Origin of the sequence: Mycolicibacterium thermoresistibile (genome assembly GCF_900187065.1) — a bacterium.
GTDB lineage: Bacteria > Actinomycetota > Actinomycetes > Mycobacteriales > Mycobacteriaceae > Mycobacterium > Mycobacterium thermoresistibile.
Map to the genome: position 1 here is coordinate 1,448,367 of NZ_LT906483.1, position 21,550 is coordinate 1,469,916.

The 21,550-nt window shown below is 69.7% G+C and carries 21 protein-coding genes; 4 read left to right on the forward strand and 17 right to left on the reverse strand.

Annotated elements, in window-relative coordinates; all coding sequences use genetic code 11:
* Window positions 1–58: 58 nt before the first annotated feature.
* The 11 genes from CKW28_RS06720 to CKW28_RS06770 all read right to left on the reverse strand — a co-directional run bounded on the left by CKW28_RS06720 (window position 59) and on the right by CKW28_RS06770 (window position 10,705).
* A complete protein-coding gene (locus CKW28_RS06720; protein WP_003927339.1) occupies window positions 59–469 on the reverse strand; it encodes an Rv3143 family two-component system response regulator in 411 nt (136 codons plus the stop codon).
* A gap of 60 nt (window positions 470–529) precedes the next feature.
* On the reverse strand, window positions 530–931 hold the full coding sequence (locus CKW28_RS06725; RefSeq protein ID WP_040548044.1) for a nuclear transport factor 2 family protein: 402 nt from the start codon (window positions 929–931) through the stop codon (window positions 530–532).
* Between the two features lie 41 nt (window positions 932–972).
* Window positions 973–2,343, reverse strand: a complete 1,371-nt coding sequence (locus CKW28_RS06730; RefSeq protein ID WP_003927337.1) for a phosphotransferase family protein — start codon at window positions 2,341–2,343, stop codon at window positions 973–975.
* Window positions 2,343–3,581, reverse strand: coding sequence for an acyl-CoA dehydrogenase family protein (locus CKW28_RS06735; RefSeq protein ID WP_003927336.1), 1,239 nt, complete (start codon window positions 3,579–3,581; stop codon window positions 2,343–2,345). Before CKW28_RS06735 ends, CKW28_RS06730 begins: the two co-directional genes overlap by 1 nt.
* Window positions 3,582–3,630: 49 nt before the next feature.
* Window positions 3,631–4,242, reverse strand: a complete 612-nt coding sequence (locus CKW28_RS06740) for a TetR/AcrR family transcriptional regulator (RefSeq protein ID WP_003927335.1) — start codon at window positions 4,240–4,242, stop codon at window positions 3,631–3,633.
* Window positions 4,243–4,251: 9 nt separating this feature from the next.
* Window positions 4,252–5,154: a hydroxymethylglutaryl-CoA lyase gene (locus CKW28_RS06745; protein WP_003927334.1), complete on the reverse strand. Its 903-nt coding sequence runs from the start codon at window positions 5,152–5,154 to the stop codon at window positions 4,252–4,254.
* Window positions 5,155–6,360, reverse strand: coding sequence for a CaiB/BaiF CoA transferase family protein (locus tag CKW28_RS06750; protein ID WP_003927333.1), 1,206 nt, complete (start codon window positions 6,358–6,360; stop codon window positions 5,155–5,157).
* Entirely contained in the window at window positions 6,357–7,586 is a 1,230-nt protein-coding gene (locus tag CKW28_RS06755) for an alpha/beta hydrolase family protein (protein WP_003927332.1), read from the reverse strand. The genes CKW28_RS06750 and CKW28_RS06755 overlap by 4 nt, the downstream gene beginning before the upstream one ends.
* Window positions 7,586–8,701 carry a homogentisate 1,2-dioxygenase gene (locus CKW28_RS06760; RefSeq protein WP_003927331.1) on the reverse strand — a complete coding sequence of 372 codons (1,116 nt, stop codon included), beginning with the start codon at window positions 8,699–8,701 and terminating at the stop codon, window positions 7,586–7,588. Before CKW28_RS06760 ends, CKW28_RS06755 begins: the two co-directional genes overlap by 1 nt.
* A 111-nt stretch (window positions 8,702–8,812) precedes the next feature.
* Window positions 8,813–9,979 (reverse strand): acyl-CoA dehydrogenase family protein, encoded by a 1,167-nt coding sequence (locus tag CKW28_RS06765; protein WP_003927330.1) that lies wholly within the window; start codon window positions 9,977–9,979, stop codon window positions 8,813–8,815.
* Window positions 9,980–10,126: 147 nt separating this feature from the next.
* Entirely contained in the window at window positions 10,127–10,705 is a 579-nt protein-coding gene (locus CKW28_RS06770) for a TetR/AcrR family transcriptional regulator (protein ID WP_050812068.1), read from the reverse strand.
* A gap of 346 nt (window positions 10,706–11,051) precedes the next feature.
* Here CKW28_RS06770 and CKW28_RS06775 point away from each other — a divergent pair, with 346 nt between their 5' ends.
* Both CKW28_RS06775 and CKW28_RS06780 read left to right on the forward strand, forming a co-directional pair.
* The gene (locus tag CKW28_RS06775) at window positions 11,052–12,023 is read left to right on the forward strand and encodes an esterase family protein (RefSeq protein WP_040548014.1); all 972 of its coding nucleotides are present in this window, start codon (window positions 11,052–11,054) and stop codon (window positions 12,021–12,023) included.
* Between the two features lie 87 nt (window positions 12,024–12,110).
* Complete coding sequence (locus CKW28_RS06780; protein ID WP_003927327.1) at window positions 12,111–12,695, forward strand: TetR/AcrR family transcriptional regulator; 585 nt, start codon at window positions 12,111–12,113, stop codon at window positions 12,693–12,695.
* Here CKW28_RS06780 and CKW28_RS06785 read toward each other — a convergent pair.
* The 5 genes from CKW28_RS06785 to hisN form a co-directional block, all read right to left on the reverse strand.
* Window positions 12,692–13,609, reverse strand: a complete 918-nt coding sequence (locus tag CKW28_RS06785) for an alpha/beta fold hydrolase (protein WP_003927326.1) — start codon at window positions 13,607–13,609, stop codon at window positions 12,692–12,694. The two genes, CKW28_RS06780 and CKW28_RS06785, sit on opposite strands and share 4 nt — an antisense overlap.
* Window positions 13,610–13,742: 133 nt before the next feature.
* Entirely contained in the window at window positions 13,743–14,741 is a 999-nt protein-coding gene (locus CKW28_RS06790) for an acrylyl-CoA reductase family protein (RefSeq protein ID WP_003927325.1), read from the reverse strand.
* A gap of 130 nt (window positions 14,742–14,871) precedes the next feature.
* On the reverse strand, window positions 14,872–16,101 hold the full coding sequence (locus tag CKW28_RS06795) for an acyl-CoA dehydrogenase family protein (protein ID WP_003927324.1): 1,230 nt from the start codon (window positions 16,099–16,101) through the stop codon (window positions 14,872–14,874).
* Window positions 16,102–16,153: 52 nt separating this feature from the next.
* Window positions 16,154–17,560 (reverse strand): acyl-CoA dehydrogenase family protein, encoded by a 1,407-nt coding sequence (locus CKW28_RS06800; protein WP_003927323.1) that lies wholly within the window; start codon window positions 17,558–17,560, stop codon window positions 16,154–16,156.
* A 147-nt stretch (window positions 17,561–17,707) separates the two neighbouring features.
* Window positions 17,708–18,520 carry a histidinol-phosphatase gene (hisN, locus tag CKW28_RS06805; RefSeq protein WP_003927322.1) on the reverse strand — a complete coding sequence of 271 codons (813 nt, stop codon included), beginning with the start codon at window positions 18,518–18,520 and terminating at the stop codon, window positions 17,708–17,710.
* Window positions 18,521–18,543: 23 nt separating this feature from the next.
* Here hisN and CKW28_RS06810 point away from each other — a divergent pair, with 23 nt between their 5' ends.
* Window positions 18,544–18,900 (forward strand): hypothetical protein, encoded by a 357-nt coding sequence (locus CKW28_RS06810; protein ID WP_003927321.1) that lies wholly within the window; start codon window positions 18,544–18,546, stop codon window positions 18,898–18,900.
* Here CKW28_RS06810 and CKW28_RS06815 read toward each other — a convergent pair.
* Entirely contained in the window at window positions 18,877–20,244 is a 1,368-nt protein-coding gene (locus CKW28_RS06815; RefSeq protein ID WP_003927320.1) for an FAD-dependent oxidoreductase, read from the reverse strand. The two genes, CKW28_RS06810 and CKW28_RS06815, sit on opposite strands and share 24 nt — an antisense overlap.
* Before the next feature lie 163 nt (window positions 20,245–20,407).
* Here CKW28_RS06815 and prfB point away from each other — a divergent pair, with 163 nt between their 5' ends.
* Window positions 20,408–21,535, forward strand: coding sequence for a peptide chain release factor 2 (prfB, locus tag CKW28_RS06820; RefSeq protein ID WP_003927319.1), 1,128 nt, complete (start codon window positions 20,408–20,410; stop codon window positions 21,533–21,535).
* Window positions 21,536–21,550: the final 15 nt, after the last annotated feature.

The window sequence follows — 21,550 nt, forward strand, 5'->3', positions numbered from 1 at the left end:
GCCCGTTTGCCAGGATCGCACGCGAAGGTACAAGCGGCGCAGAGATTTTGGTGACGGGTCAGGATGTGCGTGTGCGGAGCAGCGACAGCACGGCATCGCCGAGTTCGATCGGGTCGATCGGCTGCGGAACCGCGGCTTCCGCCCGCGACCAGCGGGCCAGCCAGGCGTCGTCGCGGCGACCGGTGAGCACCAGGACGGGCGGGCAGTCGGCCAGCTCGTCCTTGAGTTGTTTGGCGATGCCCATCCCGCCGGCGGGGGTGGCCTCACCGTCGAGGATCACCAGGTCGAAGTGGCCCGAACGGAGGTGCTCGTGCACCATCGGTTCGGTCGCGACCTCCTGATAACCCAGCTCGGGCAGGTCGGGATGCAGCCGGGTGCCGAGGGCCGTCCGGACCGCGTCCCGGGTGCGGGGATCGTCGCTGTAGACAAGGATGCGCAGCGCGGCGGCGTCATCTACCGGGCGAGACACGAAGCCGATGCTACTTCGGCCGGTGCGGTCCGCTGTGGAGACGACGAAATATCCAGGGTGTCAACCATCTTGGGCGGCCAGCAGCGGTGCGATGCCGGCCGGATCGAAGTATTCGTCGATGCGGTTGATCAGCCCGTCGGCGCCGATCCTCACCACCAGACAGACCCGCAATGCGATCGACGCGCCGGTGCGGCCCCGCGCGAGCAGGATGTGTTGCTGGACGAAACCGTCGTCGAACACCTGTCGGTCCAGGACCTCATAGCGGCGCTCGACCGTGCCGGAGATGAACCAGTCGATCACCCGCAGCGCCCGCTCCTTGTCCCGGTCGTGCGGATCCCCGGACTGCCACACCGCGATGTCGTCGGCCCACATCCGCGCCACCGCGGCGACGTCGCCGCCCTCGATCGCAGCGAACAACCGGTCGGCCACCTCGGTGATCCGGTCGGCGCCGTCGGACCTCATCGTGTTCTCCCGTCTGCCGTCCAGGGGATGTCCGGCCCCGGTCACTGATCCTCATAGCCGGGGTGGGCGACGGCCAGCCGTTGCCGCACCAGGGTGCGCAGGCAGGCCGTCAGCTCGTCGGCCCGGTCGTCGAGGTCGCCCGCCCGGATGGCGGCGGCCAGCTGCGCCTCGTCGGAGAACCCCAGCGCGGTCAGCGCCTCGTCGGCGGCGACGGACTCGTCGAGCAGTTCGCGTTCGACGATCCGCAGCACATTGGCGGCCACCCGGGCGTGGAAGTTGACCGAGCCGGTGCAGGCCTCGCGAACATCGGTTTCCAGGAACTCGGCGACCGCGGCGACCAGTTCGGCCGCGGTCGGCCGGCCGTGAATGCCGCCGGACCGGCTCTTCGCGCGAGCGCTCATCGGTGTTTGTCGGCTCTTCGCGCGAGCGCTCATCGGTGTTTGTCGGCTCTCCGCGGGGCCGCCTCGGTCCAGCAGATCGAGCAGGTCCCACTCGGTTTCGGCCACCCGGCGGCCGATCGCCGCCAGCTCCACCGAGCGGGTCTGACCGCTCAGATGCCGTTCGGCCTGGTACCGGCAGATGACCCCCCATCGCAATGTGGCGACCGTCAGCCACCACCGGAACGTCTGCCGGTCCACCGGGCGACCGCCGGCCTCCTCGTAGGCGGTCAGGAAGTCCGCCACGCTGCCCAGCCCACCGGCGCCGAGGTGGCGCGGGGCGCCGAACCGCCAGGCCCGGATGCAGAACCACGCCAGATCCTCGTACACCTCGCCGAGGTGCGTGAGCTCCCAGTCCAGCACCGCCGCGAGCCGGCCGCCGTCGACGATCAGATTGCCCATCCGGAAGTCGCCGTGCACCAGCACCGGCTCCGACGGCGGCGGCCGGTCCGCGGCGAGCCGGCGGAACGTCCACTCGAATGTCGCGGTGGTGTCACCGATCTCGTCGAGTTGGCGGTGCCATTCGGTGAGCTGGTCGCCCACGGTCAGTCCGGCGCCCGTCGGATCGGCCCGGTGGATGGCCGCCAGCGCCTGAGCGCACTGGCGCAGCAGCACCGCCCGCCCGGTGTCGTCGAGGCTGCGCTGAATCCGGCGGACGATGGTCTCACCCGGCACCGCCGCACAGATCAGGTACGGATTCCCCAGTGCGGCGGTGGAATCGTCAGCGGTGAGAATCCGCGGGACCGGGGCGCCGGCGGCGGCCGCCCGCCGCTGCACCTCGGCCTCCAGTTCCATACCGGCGTGCACCTCGTCGGGTGGCCCCATCCGCAGGATCAGCGGGGTGCGGGTCTCGCCGGCGACCGCATCGAACGCCCAGGTGGTGCGGCTGGCGCCGCCGGTCAGCCGGGTGAGACCGTCGACCGTGACGCCTTCGCCCAGCACCGGCGCCAGCACCGCCGCGAGTCGGTCCCGCATCAGCGCCTGCCGAAGCCGAACAACCGCTGGGCGACGCGCCTGATCTGGATCTCCTCGGCGCCCTCGGTGATCCGGTACCGGCGGTGGTGGCGGTAGATGTGCTCGAACGGCTCGTGGCGGCTGTAGCCGATGCCGCCGTGGATCTGCATGGCGCGGTCGGCCGCCTCGCACACCAGCCGGTTGGCCCGGTAGTTGGCCATCGACACCTTGTCGGAGACCTGCATGTGGTGGTCGTGGTCGAGGTGCCAGGCCGCGAAGTACACCAGCAGCCGCACCATCTGCGCCTCGGTCTGCAGTTCCACCAGCGGCCACTGCACCGCCTGGTTGACCGACAGCGGCTTGCCGAACACCACCCGCTCGTTGGCGTATTCCACCGCCCGGTCGATGCAGTACTGCGCGGCGCCCAGGCTGCTGGCCGCCTGCCGGATCCGGTTCTCGTGCAGGAAGGTCTGTCCCACCTCGAGTCCGCGGTCGACCTCGCCGAGCACCGCGTCCGCCGGCACCCACACATTGTCCAGCTCCACCTCGCCGTGGTCGCTGGGCATGTTGAAAGTCCACCAGTAGAACGGCACCTTGAAGCCCTCGGCGTCGGTGGGCACCAAAAACGCGGTGATGCCGTGGGCCTGCCCCGGTTCACCGGAGGTGCGGGCGAAGATCAGGTCGTGGGTGGCCCGGTGCACGCCGGTGTTCCAGCGCTTGCGGCCGTTGATGATCCAGCCGTCGCCGTCGGGCTCGGCACGGGTCTCGAGCCAGGTGGCGTCTGATCCGTGGTTGGGTTCGGTCAACCCGAACGCCATCGAGCGCTCGCCGGTGATCATCGGTTCGATCCACTCCTGCTTCTGCTGCTCGGTGCCGAACCGGTCCATCATGATCACCTGCGGGAAGTTGCCCACGATCGAGGATTCGTCCTGAAGGTCGTTGTGCAGGCCGAGCCCCTTGTGTGCCAGATGTTCCCGGATGACGGCCATGTCCAGGTTGGTGCCGTCGCGTCCGCCGAACCGGGCCGGAAGCCCGTACCGCAGCCAGCCGGCGGCGTCGGCGCGCCGCCGCATCTCGTCGAGCAGGTCCTCCCACTCCCGCCGCGGGATACCGCCGCTCTCCCAGTCGGTCCGGGCGTATTCGCGGCGGTGGTCGAAGTACTGCATGTGCTCGCGTTCGAGCGGTTTGATCTCCGCCTCGATGAAGGCGTCCATCTCGGCGAGCAGCCCCGGCAGATGGTCGGGGAGGGCGAATTCCACGGCGGGGTCTCCTTTCCCGCGCGCATCCGGGTGGCGCGGTCGTGGGCGGTCAGCAACCATACAAGGTCTTCTTCCAGATGGTGGCCAGCGTGCGGACCGCGTCGGCGTCGCTGATCTGCAGTCCGGGCCCGCCCCGGCCGACGAAGACGGCGGTGAAGTTCTCGAACATCAACGCGATCGCCGCGGCGATGTGTTGCGGGTCGAGGTCTGTGCCGTAGCCCTGTTGCTGCGCGTGACGCACCGACGCCGCCACGATGTCCATCCCGAAACGGCGAAACTCGTTCTGCACGTCGGCGAATCGCTGTTGGGTGGCGGCCAGCTGGTCGACGGCGATCATGATGCCGATGTTCTGTTTGAACATGTTCCAGTAGCCGCCGACCACCGTGGTGAAGAACTCGTCGTCATCGGGGGAGTCCGGCAACCGGACGCTCAGCCAGCCCGGTGCGAGCACCTCGCGCAGAAACGACTCGGCCAGCGCGGCCAGCAGATCCTCCTTGTCGACGAAATAGCGGTAGAACACCGCCGGCGACTTCCCGGCCGCCGACGTGATGTCGGCCAGCGTGGTGCCGTGGAACCCGCGTTCGGCGAACAGTTTCCGGGCCGCCTGCTCGAGCGCCAGCCTGGTCTGGCGGCCCTTGGAGCTGAGCGTCTCGGCTGCCATCGGACCGGGTCAGCCCAGAATCCGGTCACCCGCGCGCAGCAGCGCGCTGGGCAGGTCGTGGCCCACCGCGCGGCGGGCGACCTCGGCGGCGGCGATCGCGGCCCCCAGGTCCACGTCGACGTCGATCCCGCTGTCGCGCAGCAGATACACCAGATCCTCGGTGGCGATGTTGCCGCTGGCGCCCGGGGCGAACGGGCAGCCGCCGAGTCCGCCGACCGATGCGTCCAGCCGGGTCACCCCGGCGGTGACCGCGGCCCAGGCACTGGCCAGCCCCGCGCCGCGGGTGTTGTGGAAGTGTGCGCCCAGCGGTGTGTCGCCGATCCGCGGCCGCAGCGCCGAGATCAGGTCGATCACCCGTCCCGGGGTGGTGGTGCCGATCGTGTCGGCGATCGCCAGCCGGTCCGCGCCGGCCGCAGTGGCCGCGTCGGCCACCTCCAGCACCCGCTCCGGCGGTGTCGGTCCGTCGAACGGACAGTCCCAGGCGGTGGCGATGATGACCTCGACGGTGGTGTCGCTGTCGTGGGCGATCGCGACGATGTCGGCGATCTGCGCGGTCGCCTCGGCGGTGGACCGCCCGACGTTGGCGCGGCTGTGCCCGTCGGCCGCCGACACCACGTACTCGATCGAGCGCAGACCGGCCGCGACGGCCCGTTTGGCGCCGTTCGGACTGGCCACCAGCGCCGAGAACTCGATGTCCGGGAACCGGTGCAGTTCGGCAGCCAGTTCCGGCGCGTCGGCCAGCGCCGGTACCTTCGACGGCGACACGAACGCGGTGGCCTCCACCTCCCGCACCCCGGTGGCGGCGATCGCCGCCAGCAGCTCCAGCTTGGCCTCCAACGGGATCGGCTGCTCGATCTGCAGCCCGTCCCGCAGCGACACCTCGCGGATGTCGACCTTGGCCGGCAGATCCACCTAGATCACCCCCTGGGCCCGAAGCTGCCGCAGCTCCGCGGCGGTCTTGCCGAGCAGGCCGGTGTAGATCTCCTCGTTGTGCTGGCCCGGCCGGGCCGGGCCGGCGTTGCGGATGGTGCCGGGGGATTCGGAGAGCACCGGCACGACGCCCGGGCCCTTGACATTACGCCCGATCCGTTCGTCGAAGTGATCGGCGATCATGCCGCGGGCCCGCAACTGCGGGTCCTCGACCACCTCCGCGACGGTGTTGATCGGTCCGGCGATCACCCCGGCGGCGTTCAGGGTGTCGATGATCTCGCCCGGCGCGCGTTCGGCGGCCCAGTCCGCGATGATCTTGTCCAGCTCGTCCTGATTGCGGCCGCGCGCGGTGTGGGTGGCGAACCGGTCGTCGGTGGCCAGTTCGGGCCGGCCCATCGCGGCGCACAACCGCCGGAACACGGTGTCCTGGTTCGCGGCGATCACCACCCAGCTGCCGTCGGCGCTGCGGTAGATGTTCGACGGGGCGATGCCCTCCAGCCGGGTGCCCGACGGGCCCCGCACCACCCCGCCGATGTCGTAGTCGGGGATGGTGGACTCCTGGACGGCCAGACAGGCCTCGGTCAGCGCGGCGTCGACGACCTGACCCTCGCCGGTCACCGTGCGGCGGTACAGCGCCGCCATCGCACCCTGTGCGGCGAACATGCCGGCCAGCGTGTCGCCGAGCGACAACGCCAGCCGCGGCGGCGGCCCACCCGGGAATCCATTGAGGTGCCGCAGCCCGCTGGCCGCCTCGGCCACCGAGGCGTAACCCGCCTTGTGGGCGTCGGGACCCGTCTGCCCGTACCCGGACACCCGGACCAGGATCACCCGGTTGTTGTGGGACCGCAGCACGTCGTAGCCCAGATCCCAGCGCTCCAGGGTGCCGGGCCGGAAGTTCTCCACCACGATGTCGGAGCGTTCGACGAGCTCCAGGAACACGTCCCGGCCGGCTGGTTCCCGCAGGTTCAGCGTGATCGCCTTCTTGTTGCGGGCGTGCACGGTCCAGAAGAAGTGGTGGCCGTCCAGTTCGGCCTGTCCCCAGGTGCGTAGGGGATCCGGCGCACCCGGCAGCTCGATCTTGATCACTTCGGCGCCCATGTCGCCGAGCAGCCGCCCGGCGAACGGTCCCGCGATCAGGGTGCCCAGCTCGAGCACCCGGATCCCGTCCAGTGGCCCGGTGACCGTCACATGCCCTCCTTGACCGGTTGCGAGAGACCGTGCCGATTCAGCCAATCGGTGACGATGGTGACCGCCTGCCGGAGCTTGTCCCGCTGATCCGGGCCCGCGTAATAGTGGTTCGCGCCGGGAATCTCGTGCATCTCCTTGTCCGGGTGCCCGATCGCCTCGTAGAGCCGCCGGGTGTGGCTCGGCGTGCAGGCGTCGTCGGCCAGATTACCGATCACCAGGGTCGGCACCGCGACATCGCGTCCGCACCGCACCCCGTCGGCGTTGGCGTCGTCGTAGCTCCACTGCGACAGCCAGCTGCGCAGGGTGCAGAACCGGGCCAGCCCGACCGGGCTCATGTTCACCACCTGCGGGTCGCCCAGATAACAGGTGCCGGGCGTGCGTTCATTGGGGTCGACGGTGGGGTCGAGCCAGCGCGGGTCGGCCATGGTGCCGTGGACGACGAACGCGAACTCGTCATCCGGGCGTCCCGCCGCCCTGAGTTCGGCGAGTTTGTCCTTGACCCAGGCGGTGATCCGGCGGTTGCGGGCGATCTGCGCGGCCCGGTACCGGTCCAGGAACTCCTGGCTGTAGGGCGGCTGGTTGGGGTTGTCCGGGTTGTACAGGTCCAGTTCGGGATCGCGCTTGGTGGGATCGGTCTCGTCGAGGATCGACGCGTCCAGCCACTCGGTCAGCGTGCCGTGCCGGCTGATGTGCGCGGCCAGCAGCATGAGGCCGTCGGCCGGGATCAACCCCAGTCGCGTGAGATCCGGACCGTCGCCCGACGGGCTGGCGGTCACCGTCGGATGCTGGGCCTGCTGCTGGTAGAACACCGACAGCGAGCCGCCGCCGCTCCAGCCGGCCAGCACGACCCTGCGGTACCCCAGCCGGTTCTTGGCGTCCTTGATGCACTCGCCGAGGTCCTGGACCACCTTCTCCATCAACAGCGCCGAGTCGGTGCCGCGGAACCGGCTGTTGCAGTAGATGACGTGGTGGCCGGCGCGGGCCAGCGCGTTGATCATCGGCAGGTACGCGCCGCCGCCGATCGGATGCATGAACACCAGCACGGTGTCGGACGGCCGGTTCTTCGGCCGCAACAGGTGGCTCTCCAGCACGACGAGTTCGGCGACCCCGCCGTAGACGTCGCGGACCCCGGTGGTGTTCTCGAAGGCGATCAGATACGGGATGCGGTCGTACTCGTGCTTGGTGGGGGTCGGGGTGGTCACGGTGTCCTTCGCGGTGTCGGTCATCAGTGCTGTCCCAGGTCGTTCGCGAGCACCTCGGCCGACGGCACCAGCCGGCGCCGGGTGTCGACGGCGATCACCTGCCAGTCCACCCGGTCGTACTCGTCGAACTTGCGCCGGGCCCGTTCCCGCGCCTTCTCCGGGGCCCCGTGGTGCACCCCCTGCGGGGCGTGGCTGATCAGCCCGGGCGGCATCGGGATGCCGTACAGCGATCCGCCGTGGAAGAACGCGATCTCGTCGTAGTCGACGTTGCGGTGATACCACGGGGTGCGCTCGGTGCCCGGGGCGCCCTCGGCCGGTTTGGGCAGGAAGTTCATCACATAGACGCCGGTGGCCTGCATGAACAACCCCGCGGTGGCCGGCAGATGCACGGTGTCGGAGGTGATCACGTTGTAGTCGGCGATGTTGAAGGTGAACGCGAAGTTGTCGCCCCGCCACCCCTCGACGTCGAGGGGGTGGTGCGGGTAGCGCAGCGTCGTCGAGTCCACACCGTCGATCGGCCGGTGCATCAGCCGCACCTCGTAGGAGTCGCGGCCGTCGTCCTCGTGGGGTTCCGGGTCGGGGATCGACACCTGGGCGGGGTCGAACGGGAAGTGCCGGCCGAGCGGACCCGCCTCCGGTACCCGGAACTCGTCGGTGGCCTCGATCATCAGCAGCGTGCTCGTCGCCGACGGAGTGCCGTCGGGGATCAACCGCCAGGTGCACGCCTTGGGCAGATACACCCAGTCGCCCGGGCGGTAGGTCAGCGGCCCGAATTCGGTCTCCATCCGGCCCGACCCCGCGTGCACGAAGATCAACAGGTCGCCGTCGACGTAGCGGATGTGGAAGGGCATCTCGGCGCTGCGCCGCGACAGCGAGATGCGGCAGTCCGGATTGCTGAACAACAGCAGCGGCGCCCCGGCCGGGTCGGTGAGATCACCCGGCTTCAGTTCCGAGGACAGCACGTCCATCGGACGCAGCGGGCCGGAGGCCCGGAAGTCTGTGGGGTCGTGGCGGCGGAAGAAATTGGCGGTGCGGCCGGTGAACCCGCCGCGGCCCAGTTCGTCGTCTTTCAGGCCGTCCAGATCGGCGTGCAACCGCCGCGGTGTCCGGCCTTTACGCAGGTGGACGAACGACTCCATCGGGTCTCCTTCGACAGCTTCGCACTGTAGGGTCGATCACAAAGTAAAACTGACTTTACTTTTATCTCGACTGCCGGGGCAAGCGCCGGATCGCGAGACCGCCGGAATCCGTCAGATCATGGCGAGCGGCGAGACCTTGAGACCCAGTTCCAGTGCGCCGGCGAGTTCGCGGCTGGTGTCGTAGTCGAACACCACGTGGCCGGCCAGCACGTCGACATCGCGTTGGAACCGCTGCATCGGATGCGACAGGAACTGGACGCTCGCACCCGACGCGGCGAGCAGGTCGCCGATGATCGCGCGGGATTCGTGCACGATGTGCGCCGCCGCCAGCCGGGCGTCGGCGCGCACCGGGCGGGGGACCGGGTCGCCGGCCGCGACGAGCTGCTGGATCTGCCCGACGGTGTCGGCCAGCAGGCCGTGCAACGCGCGCAGCCGCACCCGGGCCCGGCCGAGGTGCGCCTGGGCGATCGGCTTGTCTCGCTGGGCGACGCCCTCGTAGGCGATCACCCGGTGACCGAGCCGTTCGGCGAACAGATCCGTCACCCGTTCGGCGCTGCCCAGCGCCGGCATCGCCGCCAACAGGGCCAGCGCGGGCACCATCGGCCACCGGTAGGCCGCCGCGTCGTGCAGCGCCGCGCCCGGGGTGGTGCCGGCGTAGATGTCGGTGACCCGCAACAGCCGGTGCTCGGGCACGAACGCCTCGGTGACGACGACATCGGCCGAGCCGGTCGCCCGCATTCCGACGGTGTGCCAGGTGTCCTCGACGGTCACGTCAGCGGCCGGCAGCAGGGCCAGGGCGGGATAGATCGCGTCCTCGGGCCCGCACAGGGCGCCGACGAGCACCCAGTTCGCGTGCATCACCCCGGTCGCCCACGACCAACGGCCGGTGAGCCGGACCCCGCCGTCGACCGGGAGCCCGCGGCCGGTGGGCGCCAGCGGGGCGGGCGCCAGGACCGGCCGGTCGGCGAACACCTCCTGCTGTGCCTGTTCGTCGAACAGCGCCAGCATCCAGTTGTGCAGTGCGAAGAAGCCGATGGTCCAGGCGCTGGAGGTGCAGCCGTGCGCCATCCGGCGGACGGGGTCGAGCAGGGCGGGGAACTCGGCCTGCCGGCCGCCGTAACGGGCCGGAACGAGTAGTTCGGTGAACCCGGAGGCGGTCAGGTCGTCGATGGTGGCGGCCGGGAGCCGGCGCAGTTCGTCGGCTTCGGCGGCGCGCTCGGCGAGTCGCTGGACGAATTCGGCGGTGATCTCCGCGGTCTGGGCAGCAGTGGCCGACATGCGCGGCACGCTACCATACCTTTTTGTATGGATGGCGTCGTATGGATGGCGTCGTATGCCGGATGGCGTCGTATGGAGGCGTATAGAAGGCGTAGAGGGCACTTGTGTGGCAGGCCCCGATGCGGCGCGTCCGATGCGGGCCGCCCGTCACGGTGTGAGCATCAGCTCGAGAAACCGTTCGCGGTGGGCGATCCCGTGGGCGCCGGGCCGGTCCCCGGCCAGGTGCAGGAAGCCGATGCCGGCGGCGAAGGTGGCGTTCGCCCGCAGATCCGCGTCCGCGGGATCGAAGCCGTGATCGAGGAACGCCTGCCGGACGGCGTCCAGCACCCTGCGGTCCGCGGTGCGCACGCTGGCGGCGGCCGCACTGTCGGTGCGGGCCCATTCCCGCATCGCGCGCTCCAGCATCCAGTGCCGGGGGCTGGTCAGCGCCGTCATCATCCGGGACAACCGTTCGCGGGGCGGCAGCGCGCCGAGCGCGTCGAAATCGCGGCGATCCCGATCCCGTAGTTCGGCCCACGACTCGACCAGTCGGCGGCGGAAACCGGCCATCGATTCGAAGTGCCAGTAGAAGCTGCCCTTGGTGACCGCGAGCCGTGCGCAGAGCCGATCGAGTTTCAGCGCCTTGATGCCCTCCTCGGCCAGGATCGCAAAGCCCGCCTGGATCCAGTCTTCCTCCGACAACCGGGCGGTCACCTGCGGTTTCCTCGGATCTGTGGGCCGGGTCATGGTGCGCAGCCTACGGTCGCGGCACGGTTGCGGGCGGTGTTGTCGGCAGGCCGGGGTCGGCCGCATCTAAAGGTGAAGTCAATTTCGTCTTCGAGGTCACGGCACAGTATCGGCTCGGTACAGAGCATTTCGATGGGCTTCAATGGGCTTTGTGGATCGCTGGCCGCATGTTTTACTGCTGACGCGACAAGTGTGATACGTGGGCCCGCGCTTCGGCGTCTTCAGACTCGGAGGACGGGCCGTGACAGCGCGGTGAAGAAAGCGCCGCGCTGCCGGTTGTGGCGATCAGCGTGAGATCGCGGGGGTGAGCGTGTTACCGGTAACCGGAAGATGGATGGATTCCTCTATGACGTTCCTTGACAAACTTCGTAGCCGTTGGGTGCGCCGGTTCTCCGTCGCAGCGATCGCGGCCCTGCTGCTGCCCGGCGCGGTGGCGCTGGCCGGTGGATCGGCGACCGCGGGTGCGTTCTCCCGGCCGGGGCTGCCGGTCGAGTACCTCATGGTCCCCTCGCCGTCGATGGGCCGCGACATCAAGGTCCAGTTCCAGAGCGGGGGACCGGGTTCGCCGGCGGTGTACCTGCTCGACGGTCTGCGCGCCCGGGACGACTACAACGGTTGGGACATCGAGACCCAGGCCTTCGAGTGGTTCCTGGACACGGGTCTGTCGGCCGTCATGCCGGTCGGCGGCCAGTCCAGCTTCTACACCGACTGGTACGGGCCGGCCTGCGGCCATTCCGGCTGCCAGACCTACAAGTGGGAGACCTTCCTGACCTCCGAGCTGCCGCAGTGGCTGGCCGCCAACCGTGATGTCCGGTCCACCAACAACGCGGCGGTGGGCCTGTCGATGGCCGGTTCGTCGTCGCTCATCCTGGCGGCCTACCACCCGAATCAGTTCCCCTACGCGGCATCGCTGTCCGGCTTCCTCAACCCCTCCGAGGGCTGGTGGCCGTTCCTGATCGGGTTGGCCATGGGTGACGCCGGCGGCTACTCGCCGGACCCGATGTGGGGCCCGGGCGGCAGTGAGGCCTGGATCCGCAACGACCCGATGGTGCAGATTCCGCGGCTGGTCCAGAACAACACCCGGATCTGGATCTACTGCGGCAGCGGCAAGCCCGGTGAGCTGAGCAACGGCGGGCTGCCGGCGGAGTTCCTCGAGGGTCTGACGATCCGCACCAACATCACCTTCCGCGACAACTACCTCGCGGCGGGCGGGACCAACGGGGTGTTCAACTTCCCGCCGGACGGCACCCACGAGTGGTCCTACTGGGGTGGCCAGTTGCGGGCGATGATCCCGGACCTGCAGGCCCACCTGCTCTGACATCCGACGATCCGCGAGCCGGCGGCCTTCGGGCCGCCGGCTCGGCGGTTTCCGGAGCGGTTTTCTCGGGACTGAGAAAGTGAACAGGTGACTGCGCGCCGCAAACCCCGCCAACGCCGGTCCCGGGAGACCGTCGACTTCATCCTGCAGGCCGCCGCGCAGGTTTTCGACCGCGAGGGCCTGGCGGCCACCACCAACCGCATCGCCGAACGCGCCGGTGTCTCCATCGGCTCGCTGTACCAGTACTTCGCCGACAAGGACGCGCTGCTGCGGGCGCTCGCCGAACGGCATGTGCGCGAGGCGATGTCACGGCTGGAGCCCGAGTTCGCCCGGCTACGGGCGCAGTGCCCGCCGTTCGACGACAGCATGCGGGCGATCATCGACGTGCTGGTCGAGCTGCACAATGACCGGCCCGCGCTGCACGCGCTCATGCATCGGGTGGCGCCACGCACCGTCGCCGAGCTGGACGGGATCCGGGCGTTCGAGAGCCGCGTCGTCGAGGAGGTCGCGTTTCACCTCGACCGGTGCGGGCGCGGCGGCGACGATCCCACCTTGGCCGCGCAGACCCTGGTGCACGCCGTCGACGCCCAGCTGCACCGGGTCATGACGGGCCGCAAGATCGCCGCCGAGCCCCTGCTGCAGTTGGTCGAGCAGCTTGCGCCACCCCGCTAGGACGCCGGGCGGCCGGCCACCCGGTCCCGGATCGCGCGCAGGGTGGCGGCCAGTTGGTCCAGTCCGGGTTGCTCGATGGGGAAGTGGCCGCAGTTCTCCAGCAGCACCAGCTCGGTCCGGTGCGGAATACGTTGCAGGAAGCGGATACTGAGCTCGGCCGGGGTCCACCGGTCCACCGCGGGATGGGTCAGGGTGACCGGTGCCGCGTCGAACTCCTCGGGGCTGGTGTGCTCGAAGTTCATCCAGCTGGCCACAAAGCCCAGCGGAATGCGCACCCCACCGCCCTTGGGGTCGGAGGCGCACAACCGGGACAGCGCCGGATCGTTGCTCATCGCCGGCATGTTCACCAGCCAGCGCACCGGCATCCGCAGCCGGCCGGCCACCGGATCGACGGCACGCAGCACCGCTGGCGCCGCCGCACCGGTCCACGACATCCGCGCGGCGGCGCGCCGGGCGGCCGGATCGGTGGGATCGAGCAGACAGGTGGCCGCGACATGGGCCACCCGCCGGGTGCGGGCCGCGGCCTCATACGCGAGCAGTCCGCCCATGCTCGCGCCGAACAACGCCAGCGGCCGGTCGTCGGCGTCGGTCTCCCGGCGGATCAACTCGCACACCAACTCCACCCAGTCCGGGTAGCGCACCGCGGCCGGATCGGGTTCGACGGTGTCGCCGTACAGCGGCAGATCCGGCGCCAGCAGTTCGACGTCCCCGCCCGCGGCATGGGCAGCGGCCGGCCACAGCGCGCCGGAGTACCCGCCGGCGCCGTGTAACACCATGAGCCGCATCGGGGCCTGCGGCCGCCGGGCGCGGGCGATGTGGACGCGCCGGCCCCGCCACGTCCACCAGGTGGAGACCGGCTCGACCGGCGACCGGGATCCGGAGGGCAGAAACGCCGCATATCTCAGGTGATCCATACCGTCAGCGTGACCGGGGCCGCGGTGCTGCACAACTCGCGTTCGCGGGTCTCGTCTGCGGCTCGCGCACCCGGCGTGACCTGCACGGATATCGGTCGTCACGGTTGGCGCCGGCGGTTGCTCACATTCGCTGCTAGAAGCCGCCCGCCACACGCACCACCGCGCGGCCGGTGAACCGGCCGGCCCGCACCTCGTCGATGACGGTCATGACGTCCCTGACGTCCACCTCGTGGGTGATCTCCGCCAGGTGCCCGGGTTTGAGCGGTCCGCCCAGCCGCTGCCACAGCTCGCGGCGCGGCCCGATCGGCATCTTCACCGACTCGATGCCGAGCAGTCCGACCCCGCGCAGGATGAACGGCATCACCGTGGTGTGCAACGCCGCGCCGCCGGTCAGACCGCCGGCCGCGACCGCACCGCCGTACTGCAGGGTGCTCAGCACATCCGCCAGCGTCACCCCGCCGACGCAGTCGACCGCACCGGCCCAGCGGGCCCGGTTCAGCGGCCTCGGTGTGGCGTGGGGATCGGCCGGCAACCGCCCGATCACCTCGGCGGCACCCAGCCCGGTGAGCAGGTCCGCGGCATGGGGTTTGCCGGTCGAGGCGACGACGTCGAAACCGGCGGCCGCGAGCAGATCGACACTCACCGACCCCACGCCGCCGGAGGCTCCGGTCACCACGATCGGTCCGGCGTCGGCGGTGATGCCCCAGCGGGTCAGCGCCTCCACGCTCATCGCGGCGGTGAAACCGGCGGTGCCGATCGCCGCGCCCTCGCGCGGAGTCAGCGACCCGAGCGCCACCACCTGATCGGCGGGCAACCGGGTGTACTCGGCGTATCCACCGTGACGTCCGGTGCCGATCTCATAGCCGTGGGCCAGGACCAGGTCGCCCACGGCGAATTCGGGTGACTCGGAGGCCACCACCTCACCGGTGAGGTCGATGCCCGGGGCGACCGGATACTCGCGCACCACCCCGCCGCCGGGTGTCACCGCGAGAGCGTCCTTGTAGTTGACGCTCGAATAGTGCACCCGGATCGTCACCTCACCGGGCGGCAGGTCCGCCGCGGTGAGCGTTTCGACGGCGGTGGTGATCTGACCGTTGTCTCGGCGCGCTACCAGCGCCGGAAAGGACTCCACCCCCGAACGATAGCGGCCGTCGGGGTGCGAGCGGCCGCGAACTCACACAGATCGCGCACTCACACAGATCGCGCACTCACATCGATCGGGGTGGCGCCCGTGCGACTCCGCGCCCGTTCGCGGGCGGGGGTCACTTGAGTTCGGCCGACGACAGGCCCAGCAGGCGGCGGGCCACCACCAGCAGCTGGATCTGCTGGGTGCCCTCGAAGATATCGAGGATCTTGGAGTCCCGGGCCCACTTCTCCAGCAGCGTCTCCTCGGAATAGCCGACGGTGCCGGCCAATTCGACCGCCTTGAGGGTGATGTCGCTGGCCACCCGGGCGGCCTTGGCCTTGCTCATCGACGCTTCCTTGGAGTTCGGAATGCCGTTGTCGGCCTGCCAGGCGGCCCGCAGGGTCAGCAGATAGCCGGCCTCCCAGTCCGCCTCCATCCGCAGGAACTCCGCCGCCGGTGCGCTCTGGGCGTGGGCCGGCTTGTCATAGGAGATCTCCACCCCGGCGTCGGTGAGGATCTTGCGCAGTTCCTCCAGCGCGGCGCGGGCGATCCCGACGGCCATCCCCGCCACGATCGGCCGGGTGTTGTCGAAGGTCTCCATGACCCCCGCGAAACCCTTCTCGACGTGGATCTCCGGATCGCCGAGCAGGTTCTCCTTGGGGATGCGCACGTTGTCGAAGCGGATCGTCGCGGTGTCGGACGCCTTGATGCCGAGCTTGTGTTCGAGCCGTTCCACGGTGACGCCCGGATGGTCACGGGGCACGATGAACGACTTGATCGCGGCGCGGCCCTTGGACTTGTCCAGAGTCGCCCACACCACGATGTGGCTGGCCCGCGATCCGGCGGTGACGAAGATCTTCTCACCGTTGATCACATACTCGTCACCGTCGAGGGTGGCGGTGGTCGACACCGCGGCCGAGTCGGAGCCGAACCCGGGTTCGGTGATGGCCATCGCGGCCCACACGTCCTTGCCCAGCCGCTCCAGCTGTTCGGGGGTGGCCACCGACGAGATCGCGGCGTTGCCGAGCCCCTGACGCGGCACCGACAGCATCAACGCCACGTCGCCCCAGCTGATCTCGATGACGTTGAGCACGGCCGACATGTTGCCGCCGTTGACATTGGCCTTCTTGCCGGCCTTGTCGCCGTTCTTGCCGGCCTCGGCGAACGCCTCCGCGCCGGCGAAGGAGATCGTCTTGGCCTCCGAGATTCCCTCGAACAGGTCGGCGAGGGTGTCGAGTTCGACCGGGTAGGCGTGTTCCTGCAGGTCGTACTTGCGCGAGATCGGTCGCAGCATCTCGGCGGCGCCTTGGTGCCCCTTCTGCACGACCGCCTGCAGCTTCTTGGGAAGTTCGAGATTGATTGCCATGACAGGGTTTCCGTTCGTTCGGGAAGTCTGCTATCAGCTCAGAGGGCGCCGCTCACAGCACCACGACACCCTCGGCGACGCCGATGGCCCGCAGGTCGCGGTACCACCGTTCGACCGGGTGTTCCTTGGTGTAACCGTGGCCGCCGAGCAGCTGCACGCCGTCCAGTCCGATCCGCATCCCCTTGTCGGTGGCGAACCGCTTGGCCAGCGCCGCTTCCCGGATGAACGGCATACCCTGCTCGGCCCGGGACGCGCCGCGCCAGGTGATCAGCCGTAGCCCGTCGAGTTCGATCGCGATGTCGGCGGTCATGAACGCGACCGCCTGTCGGTGGGCGATCGGCTCGCCGAAGGCGTGACGCTCCTTGACGTAGGGCACCACATAGTCGAGCACCGCGTGGCTGGTGCCGACGGCGAGCGCGGCCCAGCCCAGGCGGGCCAGCGCGACCGCCTCCGAGTAGTTCTGGTCGTGCTCCTGCTCGGAGACGTCCTCGCCGAGGCGCGCGCTCAGCGGCACGGTGACGTTGTCGAGCTGGAGCCGGCCCAGCGCGGCGGGGCGCAGACCCATGCTGGGGTCGGCCTTCACCGACAGCCCGGCGGTGTCGGATTCGACGATGAACAACGTCGGCCGGCCGCTCAGTTGCGCGCCGACGATGAACAGTTCGGCATCGGCCGCGGCGGGCACCAGCGACTTGACCCCGTGGAGCCGGTAGCCGCTGGGCGTGCGCACCGCCGTGGTCTTGAGCATGGTCGGGTCGAACAGCGGCTGCGGTTCGGCGATCACCACAGCGGACTGGGGCACGTTCTCGCCGGCGTACTCGGGCAGGTAGGTGGCCTGCTGATCGGCGCTGCCCCAGTGGGTGAGCGCCGCCGCGACGCCACCCGGCGCCAGGATCGGCAGGGCCAGGCCCATATCGCCGTACGCCAGCGCCTCGGCGACCAGCGCGCTGGTCACGGTGCTGCGGTGGGCGGCGATACCGTCGAAGTTCTCCGGGATGTTCAGCGCCGTGATGCCGAGCTCAGCGGCCTTGCCCATCAGGTCGGCGGGAAACCTGGCCGCGTCGTCGGCCTCCCGCGCCGCGGGGCGCAGGACCTCCTTGGCGAATTCGCTGACCGTGTCGACGATCATCTGCTGCTCGTCGTCGGGGGTCAGGTCGAAGTAATCCGAACCGCTCGGCTTGAGCCGGGTCGGCTCCCCGCGCAGCCCCTGTACCCGCTTGAACTGGCGGGTGGCGGCGCCGGCGGTGGAGAACGCGGTCTTGACGCCGTAGCGCAACGCCCGGTTGAGCGGGTCGCGCAGGTTGTACTTGTCCAGGAATTCTTGGCCAACCAAGGGCGTGATCAGCGCCAATCCGATATCGGTCGCTGTCCGCTTGTGGCGCTGCAGGCCGACGGCACTTTCCGGGCCGGTCCGCTTGCGGCGCGGTGTGGATCCGTTCGTGGACGGCAGGGTATTGGTCATTTCAGCAGCCTCGCATGGTAGGGGCGGTGCAACCACAACCTATCTTACTCCAAAGTAAGATCGGCAGCCGCTGTAACCAAGTTCACAGTCCGGCGCCGCCCTCACGGGCCGCCACAGGATTTGCTGGGTCGCCGGATCGGGCCGCACTCAGACGCCGCGCAGATGCGCGAGCACCGCATTGTGCAGCCGGCCGTTGGTCGCCACCGCGCTGCCGCCGTGCGGGCCGGGTGCGCCCTCCAGGTTGGTGAACGTGCCGCCGGCCTCGCGCACCAGGATGTCCAGCGCCGCGAGGTCCCACAGCGACACCTCGGGTTCGGTGGCGATGTCCACGGCGCCCTCGGCGAGCAGGCAGTACGAGAAGAAGTCGCCGAAACCCCGCACCCGCCACACGGTGTCGGTCAGATCGATGAAGCGGTCCCGGAGTTTGCGCACCGCCCAGCCGGACAAGCTGGAGAACGACAGGCTGGCCGATTCCAGATCCGACACCGACGACACCGAGATCCGGCGCGGGACGTCGTCGCCCACCACCACGTGTGCCCCCTGTCCGGCGGCGGCGTACCAGCGTCGCTGCAGGGCGGGGGCGCTGACCACGCCGACCGTCGGCACCCCGTCCTGCAGCAGGGCGATCAGCGTCGCCCACACCGGCACTCCGCGGACGAAATTCTTGGTGCCGTCGATCGGATCGATGATCCACTGTCGCCCACTGAAAACCGTTGCGCCGCCGAATTCCTCACCCAGAATCGGATCGTCCGGCCGCTGCTGGGCCAGGGTGCCGCGCAGGATCCGCTCCACCGACCGGTCGGCGTCGGAGACCGGGGTCAGATCCGGTTTGGTCTCGACGTGCAGATCCAGCGAGCCGAACCGGTCCCTGGTCACCACATCGGCCTGATCGGCCAGCAGCAGCGCAAGTGCCAGATCGTCGTCACGGATGTCGGGGGCGTCATCGGGGACCGCAGTCATGTCAGCAGTCCTACCATGTCGGTGTGTGGGAACTCGCCGTGCTGATGCTGCTGATCGGGGCCATCGTGGTGCTGGCGGCGCCGTGGATCCGGCGGCGCGCCGGGATCCGCGGCGACGATGTCGCGCACGGCACCCTGCTGGTCACCGGGGTCAGCCCGCGGCCGGACGGTGTCACCGGTGAGCAGTTCGTCACCATCACCGGTGTGATCAACGGGCCCACCGTCAACGAGCACGTGGTGTATCAGCGGATGGCCGTGGACGTCGAACAGTGGCCGACCATGGGCCAGCTGATCCCGGTGGTGTACTCGGCGCGGAATCCGGACAACTGGCACTTCGCCCCGCCGGAGACCCCGGAGTCAACCGTGTCCGACCCGCAGTAGCTCCGCCACGCTGGCCAGCTTGACCCGCGGCCGGCCGCACTGTTGACCGGCGCCGCGTTCATGCTCGTCGATGACGTTCCAGTGGTCGGCGGTGACCAGCTTCGGCTGGCGGCTCGACAGCCAGGCGGCCAGTTCGTCGTGGTGGTCCGGGCCGAAATCGGCCAGCTCGGCGTCTCGCAGATCGGCCAGCAGGGTGTCGACGGTGTCCTGGGAGTCCTTCTTGTTGCTGCCGATCACCCCGGACGGCCCGCGCTTGATCCAGCCCACCACGTATTCGTTGCGGCTGCCCTCGATCCGTCCGTCGGTGTGCGGAATGGTGCCGGACCGCTCGTCGAACGGCAGGCCCGGGGTGGGCAGACCGCGGTAACCGATCGCGCGCACCACCAGCTGGGCCGGCAACTCCTCCCGGGCCCCGGTGTCCTTGGCGACGATGCGGCCGGTGGCGTCGCTGACCAGTTCGTTGCGGCCCAGCACGATCGACTGCACCCGGCCGTCGCCGCGGATCTCGATCGGTGAGGTCCGGAACCGGAACACGATGCGCCGGGGCGCCCCGCGCACCCCCTGCTCCGCGTAGCCCCGCAGCACCTTCACGTTCTGCTTGACCGTCTTGCCGGCGGCCTCCAGGTCCTCGTCGGTGATGTCGGCGAAGTCGGCCGGGTCGACCACCACGTCGACGTCGGCCAACCCCTCCAGCGCACCGAGCTCGCGCAGCTCCAACGTGGTGAAGGTGGCCTGCAGCGGGCCGCGCCGGCCGACGATCACCACCTCCTCGATGCCGCGGGACCGCAGCGCCTCCAAGGCGTGGTCGGCGATGTCGGTCTTGGCCAGCGCCTCGGGATCGGTGACCAGGATCCGGGCCACGTCCAGCGCGACGTTGCCGTTGCCGATCACCACCGCCCGGCCGCCGGACAGGTCCGGGTCGATGTTCTCGAAGTGCGGGTGCGCGTTGTACCAGCCGACGAAGTCCACCGCCGCGACGCTGCCCGGCAGCTCCTCGCCGGGGATGTTCAGCGCGCGGTCGGCCTGGGTGCCGATCGCGTAGATCACCGCGTCGTAGCGTTCGGCCAGTTCGTCGGGCCGGACATGGTCACCGACGGTGATGTTGCCGAAGAACCGGAACCGGGGGTCGGCCGCCACCTTCTCGAACTGGGCGCTGATCGACTTGATCTTGGGATGGTCGGGGGCGACGCCCGAGCGCACCAGCCCCCACGGTGTCGGCAGCATCTCCAGCATGTCCACCCGCACGTCCCGCCCTTCGGCGGAATCGGCGGATTTCAGCAGCGATGCCGCTGCGAAGAAACCGGAGGGACCTGAACCGACGATCGCTACCTGCAATGGACGCATACCGGCTTTCCTGATAAGCATCGAGTCACCGCCCGGCGGCGCGCAGAGGGCTGTCGCGGCGCCGCCCGGCTGAATACGCCTCCGATGCTAGTCGGAGTGCTGTTCGGACTCTGCTGATCGGCGGCAACCCACGCGATCCGGTAGGTGAGTACGCTGAACTTCCGTGGATCCCGACCGCCAAGCCGAAATCGCCGCCCTCGACGCCACCCTCACCACGGTGGAGCGGGTGCTCGATGTCGAAGGGCTGCGTAACCGCATCCAGAAGCTCGAACAGGAGGCCTCCGATCCCGAGCTGTGGAACGACCAGGCCAACGCCCAGCGGGTGACCAGCGAGCTGTCCCACGCGCAGGGGGAGCTGCGCCGGGTCGAGGAGCTGCGCCGCCGCGTGGACGATCTGCCCGTCCTCTACGAACTGGCCGCCGAGGAGGCCGGCGAGGACGGCGACTCGCTCGCCGAGGCCGACGAGGAACTCGAGGCGCTCAAGGCCGAGATCGAGGCGCTGGAGGTGCGCACCCTGCTGTCCGGGGAGTACGACGAGCGGGAGGCGCTGGTCACGATCCGGGCCGGGGCCGGCGGGGTGGACGCGGCGGACTGGGCGGAGATGCTGATGCGGATGTACATCCGCTGGGCCGAGAAGCACGGTTATCCGGTCGAGGTGTACGACATCTCCTACGCCGAGGAGGCCGGGATCAAGAGCGCCACCTTCGCGGTGAAGGCGCCGTTCGCGTACGGCACGCTGTCGGTCGAGCAGGGCACCCACCGGCTGGTGCGGATCAGCCCGTTCGACAACCAGAGCCGCCGGCAGACGTCGTTCGCCGAGGTCGAGGTGCTGCCGGTGGTGGAGACCACCGACCACATCGACATCCCGGAGAGCGACGTGCGGGTCGACGTGTACCGGTCCAGCGGCCCGGGCGGTCAGTCGGTGAACACCACCGACTCGGCGGTGCGGCTCACCCACATCCCCACCGGGATCGTGGTGACCTGCCAGAACGAGAAGTCGCAGCTGCAGAACAAGCTCTCCGCGATGCGGGTGCTGCAGGCCAAGCTGCTGGAACTCAAACGGCAGGAACAGCGCGCCGAACTCGACGCGCTCAAGGGTGACGGCGGCAGCTCGTGGGGCAACCAGATGCGGTCCTACGTGCTGCACCCCTACCAGATGGTGAAGGATCTCCGCACCGAGTACGAGGTCGGCAACCCGTCCGCCGTCCTCGACGGGGAGATCGACGGATTCCTCGAGGCCGGGATCCGGTGGCGCAACCGGCGCGACGCCGAAGTGACCGCCGAGAAGTAGCCGACAGGCACCGGC

Coding starts and splice junctions, on each gene's coding strand:
- CKW28_RS06785 (WP_003927326.1), bottom strand. CDS start 13,609: ATGGATCACCTGAGATATGCGGCGTTTCTGCCCTCCGGATCCCGGTCG.
- CKW28_RS06730 (WP_003927337.1), bottom strand. CDS start 2,343: ATGCGGGACCGACTCGCGGCGGTGCTGGCGCCGGTGCTGGGCGAAGGC.
- CKW28_RS06760 (WP_003927331.1), bottom strand. CDS start 8,701: ATGGAGTCGTTCGTCCACCTGCGTAAAGGCCGGACACCGCGGCGGTTG.
- CKW28_RS06800 (WP_003927323.1), bottom strand. CDS start 17,560: ATGACCAATACCCTGCCGTCCACGAACGGATCCACACCGCGCCGCAAG.
- hisN (WP_003927322.1), bottom strand. CDS start 18,520: ATGACTGCGGTCCCCGATGACGCCCCCGACATCCGTGACGACGATCTG.
- CKW28_RS06775 (WP_040548014.1), top strand. CDS start 11,052: ATGACGTTCCTTGACAAACTTCGTAGCCGTTGGGTGCGCCGGTTCTCC.
- CKW28_RS06755 (WP_003927332.1), bottom strand. CDS start 7,586: ATGACCGACACCGCGAAGGACACCGTGACCACCCCGACCCCCACCAAG.
- CKW28_RS06770 (WP_050812068.1), bottom strand. CDS start 10,705: ATGACCCGGCCCACAGATCCGAGGAAACCGCAGGTGACCGCCCGGTTG.
- CKW28_RS06815 (WP_003927320.1), bottom strand. CDS start 20,244: ATGCGTCCATTGCAGGTAGCGATCGTCGGTTCAGGTCCCTCCGGTTTC.
- CKW28_RS06765 (WP_003927330.1), bottom strand. CDS start 9,979: ATGTCGGCCACTGCTGCCCAGACCGCGGAGATCACCGCCGAATTCGTC.
- CKW28_RS06740 (WP_003927335.1), bottom strand. CDS start 4,242: ATGGCAGCCGAGACGCTCAGCTCCAAGGGCCGCCAGACCAGGCTGGCG.
- CKW28_RS06795 (WP_003927324.1), bottom strand. CDS start 16,101: ATGGCAATCAATCTCGAACTTCCCAAGAAGCTGCAGGCGGTCGTGCAG.
- CKW28_RS06725 (WP_040548044.1), bottom strand. CDS start 931: ATGAGGTCCGACGGCGCCGACCGGATCACCGAGGTGGCCGACCGGTTG.